The organism is Kitasatospora sp. NPDC036934 (assembly GCF_055608425.1).
Genome location: NZ_JBVJQR010000007.1, coordinates 1 through 5,057, shown reverse-complemented (window position 1 = coordinate 5,057; position 5,057 = coordinate 1). Strand labels below are relative to the sequence as shown.

Here is a 5,057-nt window from a genome sequence, read left to right as displayed (position 1 = left end):
GAGAACATGCGCGCCCACGGTTTCCACCCGCTGGACACCACCCCGCCGGCCATGGAGCGCCAGCACGCCTACGAGGCCGCCAATCCGCGCCCGATCGCCACCCCGGCCACCGTCGCCGACCACCTCGACCACATGCGCGAGGTCGCCGGCATCGACCACATCGGCATCGGCGGCGACTTCGACGGCACCGCCTTCCTGCCGGACGGCCTGGACTCGGTGGCCGGCTACCCCAACCTGGTCGCCGAACTCCTCGGCCGCCACTGGTCGGAGGCCGACCTGGCCAAGCTCACCTGGCACAACGCCGTCCGCGTCCTGCGCGACGCCGAGTCGGTCGCCGCCACGCTGCGCACCAGCCGCCGGCCGTCCATCGCGACCATCGCCCAGCTCGACGGCTGATCCCGGCGTCTCAGCCCAGCAAGGGGATCTCGATGGCCGGGCACTTGTCCATCACCATCGAGACCCCGGCTGCCCGGGTCCGCCCGTACGCGGCCTCGTCGACGACCCCGAGCTGGAACCGCACCGCCTTCGCCCCGACGGCCACCGCCTGGTCGGCCACCTCCCCGGCCAGCGCGCTGTTCACGAACACGTCCACCACATCGACCGGGACGGTGAGGCCAGGTGCCATCCGATTTCATATCGACCTGGCGCGCTGACCAGCGCGGACCTCGGCAGGGAATGGCCGGGGGAGCGGTAGTGCTGGGCCTGGTGAGTTCTCGGTACTCGGCTGCGAGGAGGCAGGTCATGTACGGCGACCCGGAGACGGTCCGGAAGATCCTCACCGAACTGGGCGACACCTGGGCCGTGGTGGGCCTCTCGTCCAACCAGCGGCGGGCGGCCTACGGCGTCGCCGAGGTCCTACAGCGCTTCGGCAAGCGCATAGTGCCGGTGCACCCGAAGGCGGAGACCGTGCACGGTGAGAAGGGATACGCGTCCCTCGCTGACATCCCCTTCGAGGTCGACGTCGTGGACGTCTTCGTCCGGTCGGACCTCGCCGGTGAGGTTGCGGACGAGGCGGCCACCATCGGCGCCAAGGCCATCTGGTTCCAGCTCGGTGTGATCGACGAAGCCGCGTACGAGCGGACGCGGGCGGCCGGGCTCGCCATGGTGATGGACAAGTGCCCCGCGATCGAGATCCCCCGTTTCGGCCTGGCGGACCGGTTCGGTTAGATCTTGCGACCTTGGAGGGCAGGTCAGTTGCGCTCCAGCTGACACGCCTTGGAGTGCGCTCGAGCGCTCAAGGCACCGCCCGACTTGGCCCTGATCTGACCGTGTTCGTAGTTCGAGCGACGGAAAGCCTGTTACCACTCCAGTACGCAGAGTGCTTGTGGTGTGGATGAGTCGATGATTTGATAAGTGCGACGATTCGATCGGCCGAACACGGGGGCGGGATGGCTGAAGGGTATCGGGTTGACCTCCATGCGTTACGAGAGGCAGCCGCAGGTGTCAACGGCACGATCGGCAAGGCCGCCAAGCAGCGTGTCAGTGATATCCCGCATGATGAGTCGGCGATCGGCAATCACGAACTGGCCGGTACGTTGGGAGATTTTCTCGGCCGATGGCAGCGTGGTGTCGACAATCTTGCGAAAGATGGCCGGGAGATCGCGACTAGATTATCGGCCAGCGTGAAAGCCTATCACGATGCGGAACAGGCGGCGCACGGCAGTCTCAACGGTATCCTGCAGTAAAACGGGACTGATCCGGGGGCCAAGTAGCCGTGGCAGATCTCGGGAAAACCTCCGACCCGAAGGCGCTGATACCCGGGAACAGTGAGACCATCGGTCGCACCGAGTCGACACTCCGAGAGTATGGTGACTTTCTTCATATCGCTGGTGAGGGCCTCAGTCGCATCAACACCAGTGATGGGTGGAGTGGCGAGGCTGCTGATGCCTTCCATAAAGCATTCCATGGCCAACCCGGGAAATGGCTGCAGGCCGGTGACGCCTTTCATGATGCGGCTCAGGCTCTGGGCAACTATGCGTCCACTCTGGATTGGGCGCAGAATGAGGCGACTGACGCCATCAGGTTGTGGAGCGCCGGCGAGGCGAACCAGCAGGACGCTCGCGACAAGCTGGCGAACGCCCGAAGTCAACTTGCCGGGGCTGCCAGTACCGCAGCTGCCATCATAGGTAAGGCACGTGACCTGGCTCCTCCGAAGCCGGGGTTCTGGTCGCAGCTGGGTGACGGCATCGGTAATTTCTTCTCCGATGCCGGGGATCTCGCCAAAGATTTCGGCGAGACGGCGATGAGCGACCTGGCCTCAGTCGGCAATGCCATGGTGCACCACCCGGGGTCGGTTGCAGAGATGGCCGGTGGTCTTGGACTGGCTGCCCTCGGCGCCGGCGGCGAGGTGCTCGGCATCGCGCTGGATGCCACCGGGGTCGGTGCCGTCATTGGTGTGCCCGCGAACGTGGTTTCGGGAGGGGCCATCGCGACGGGTGTCGGCTTGATGGGCATGGGCGCGTCGAACATCGCCGAGGATGCGGCTGGTCCGGATCGCGTCAACATGAACTCCGACAATGGCGGCAGTGCCGGCGGTGGTGGGGTTCCGCGATCCTACAAGTCAAACGAGGGTGCCATCGGCGAGGAGCTGGGGTATTCTCGGAAAGGCATCAAACTCGCAATTCATGCGGTAAAAAATGGTTCGAAATGGCGCGGTGTAGGTGGCAATAAGAATCCTGACGTTGTCGTGGATGCGAGCACCGGAGAGGTGTATCCGAAACTTCCCGACGGCAGTCCGGCGGACGATAGCATCGGGAACGTATTTGACCACTTGCCCGAGGAATAGCGGTGCACATGTCGAATGAAATGAGTAATCCTGTGGATCGGTCGATCCTCCCATTGCGGGGCCATCGTGTGGTGGATATCGCCTGGGGTGATGAGCTATGTTTCGCGCTTGAGCCCTCTGGTGAGGTCATCGTTGGCTCCCACGCTCTGTGGACAGAGGGCCCGGTGACGGCTCCGGGTGCTCGTCCCGCCATGCTCGACCAGTGCGACAAGAGGCAGATCGAGCAGGTCGTGGGTGCAAGCGTCCTGTCGGCCGTTGGCTTTAAGAGTGGTGCACTGCGTGTGGTCTTCAGTAACGGATGGCATCTGAACGTGAAGTCCGACGGGCCGTTCGTCCCCGCTTCGGTGAGGTCAGGGGGCGCTGTCATCTGGGAGCGCCCGAATTCCTGAGGCGGCTGGAGGACCCGGGCCACGCCGTGGGCGGTCCGGGCGTTGTTGTCGGACAGCCTGACCACCGCCCAGGCGTCGCCGGGGGGGCGGGGATTCCGGGGCGGCTCAGGCATGGAAGGCCCGGGGCTGGGCCCCGGGCCGTTGAACGTGTTCGAAGCCCTCGGGGCGGCCGGGTCAGCTCGGGCGGCCCAGGGCGCGGTACGTCCAGCCGGCCGCGCGCCAGGCGTCGGCGTCGAGGACGTTGCGGCCGTCGAGGAGGCGGCGCTCGGCCACCACGGCGCCCAGCTCGGCCGGGTCGAGCTTGCGGAACTCCGCCCACTCGGTGAGGTGGAGCACGACGTGGGCGCCCTCGGCGGCCTCCAGGGCCGAGTCGGCGTACGCCAGCGAGGGGAACATCCGGCGGGCGTTGTCCACGGCCTTCGGGTCGTAGACGGTGACCTGGGCGCCCTGGAGCTGGATCTGGGCGGCCACGTTGAGGGCGGGGGAGTCCCGGATGTCGTCCGAGTCGGGCTTGAAGGCGGCGCCGAGGACGGCGACCCGGCGGCCCAGGAAGCCGCCGCCGCACTGCTCGCGGGCCAGCTCGACCATCCGGGAGCGGCGCCGCATGTTGATCGAGTCGACCTCGCGCAGGAAGGTCAGCGCCTGGTCGGCACCGAGCTCGCCGGCCCGGGCCATGAACGCGCGGATGTCCTTGGGCAGGCAGCCACCGCCGAAGCCGAGGCCCGAGTTGAGGAACTTGCGGCCGATCCGCTCGTCGTGGCCGAGCGCGGTGGAGAGCAGCGTGACGTCCGCCCCGGCCGCCTCGCAGACCTCGGCCATCGCGTTGATGAAGGAGATCTTGGTGGCCAGGAAGGAGTTGGCGGCGGCCTTCACCAGCTCGGCGGTCGCGTAGTCGGTGACCAGGAACGGCACCCCGGCCGCGATCGGCTCCGCGTACACCTCGCGCAGCAGCCGCTCGGCCCGCTCGCTCTGGGTGCCGACCACGATCCGGTCCGGCCGCAGGGTGTCCTGGACGGCGAAGCCCTCGCGCAGGAACTCCGGGTTCCAGGCGAGTTCGGCCTCCGCGCCGACCGGCGCCAGCGCGGCCAGCCGCTCGGCCAGCCGGGCCGCCGAACCGACCGGCACGGTGGACTTGCCGACCACCAGGGCCGGTCGGGTCAGGTGCGGCGCGAGTTCGTCGATCGCGGTGTCCACGTACGACATGTCGGCGGCGAACTCGCCCTTGCGCTGCGGGGTGTTGACGCACACGAAGTGGACGTCGCCGAACTCGGCGGCCTCCTTGGCGGAGGTGGTGAAGCGCAGCCGCCCGGTCGAGCCCTCGTGCCCTGCCACGTGCTTGAGCAACAGCTCGGACAGGCCCGGCTCGTACATCGGGACGCGGCCGGCGGTGAGGGTGGCGATCTTCTCGGGATCGATGTCCAGACCCAGCACCTCGAAGCCGAACTCGGCCATCGCGGCGGCATGCGTGGCGCCGAGGTAGCCGGTGCCGATCACGGAGATGCGGAGGGTCACGGGTTCCCCTTGAGTCGCGGGTTCGACCAGTAGAAGTGCCCCTGATGCTATCCGTCCCGGTCGGGTCGTCCGGGATCGCCCGTACTCGGAGGGATTTCGCCCGGGCTCCCGGGGCGCGCCGCGGACGGCCCCGAGGACGCTAGGCAGCCGCAGGTCGGAGCCCTAGGATCTCTACTGAACGGTAGTTAACCGCGATTCGACTCGGACCAGGCGTCGATCGGACGTCGGTCACTGGACGACGAGGCAGGCATCATGGCGGGCAGCGCAGGGGCGGCTGACTTCGATCTCTTCCGTATCTCCGAGGAGCACGAGATGCTCCGTGAGGCGGTGCGTTCGCTGGCCGAGGCGAAGATCGCTCCGTTCGCGGCGGA

Annotated in this window: 5 protein-coding genes and 3 pseudogenes; 6 read left to right on the top strand and 2 right to left on the bottom strand. The window is 67.4% G+C overall.

Going from position 1 to position 5,057, the window contains the following annotated elements; genetic code table 11:
* Window positions 1-396 (top strand): membrane dipeptidase (locus ACZ7BZ_RS12100; protein ID WP_470358283.1); only part of this gene is annotated, 396 nt, incomplete at its 5' end.
* A 10-nt stretch (window positions 397-406) separates the two neighbouring features.
* Here the strand turns inward: ACZ7BZ_RS12100 and ACZ7BZ_RS12095 are convergent.
* A pseudogene (locus tag ACZ7BZ_RS12095) lies at window positions 407-604 on the bottom strand (CoA-binding protein); the annotation flags it as partial.
* 137 nt (window positions 605-741) lie between these two features.
* Here ACZ7BZ_RS12095 and ACZ7BZ_RS12090 point away from each other — a divergent pair.
* The 4 genes and pseudogenes from ACZ7BZ_RS12090 to ACZ7BZ_RS12075 all read left to right on the top strand — a co-directional run bounded on the left by ACZ7BZ_RS12090 (window position 742) and on the right by ACZ7BZ_RS12075 (window position 3,174).
* A complete protein-coding gene (locus ACZ7BZ_RS12090; protein ID WP_470358282.1) occupies window positions 742-1,167 on the top strand; it encodes a CoA-binding protein in 426 nt (141 codons plus the stop codon).
* 221 nt (window positions 1,168-1,388) lie between these two features.
* The gene (locus ACZ7BZ_RS12085; protein ID WP_470358281.1) at window positions 1,389-1,685 is read left to right on the top strand and encodes a hypothetical protein; all 297 of its coding nucleotides are present in this window, start codon (window positions 1,389-1,391) and stop codon (window positions 1,683-1,685) included.
* A 26-nt stretch (window positions 1,686-1,711) separates the two neighbouring features.
* Window positions 1,712-2,785: pseudogene (locus tag ACZ7BZ_RS12080) on the top strand (putative T7SS-secreted protein); the annotation flags it as partial.
* An 8-nt stretch (window positions 2,786-2,793) separates the two neighbouring features.
* Window positions 2,794-3,174 (top strand): DUF6188 family protein, encoded by a 381-nt coding sequence (locus ACZ7BZ_RS12075; protein WP_470358280.1) that lies wholly within the window; start codon window positions 2,794-2,796, stop codon window positions 3,172-3,174.
* A 174-nt stretch (window positions 3,175-3,348) separates the two neighbouring features.
* Here the strand turns inward: ACZ7BZ_RS12075 and ACZ7BZ_RS12070 are convergent, their stop codons facing one another.
* Window positions 3,349-4,686 (bottom strand): UDP-glucose dehydrogenase family protein, encoded by a 1,338-nt coding sequence (locus tag ACZ7BZ_RS12070; protein ID WP_380461350.1) that lies wholly within the window; start codon window positions 4,684-4,686, stop codon window positions 3,349-3,351.
* Between the two features lie 252 nt (window positions 4,687-4,938).
* On the opposite strand from ACZ7BZ_RS12070, the pseudogene ACZ7BZ_RS12065 reads away from it, so the two are divergent.
* Window positions 4,939-5,057, top strand: a pseudogene (locus ACZ7BZ_RS12065) (acyl-CoA dehydrogenase); the annotation flags it as partial.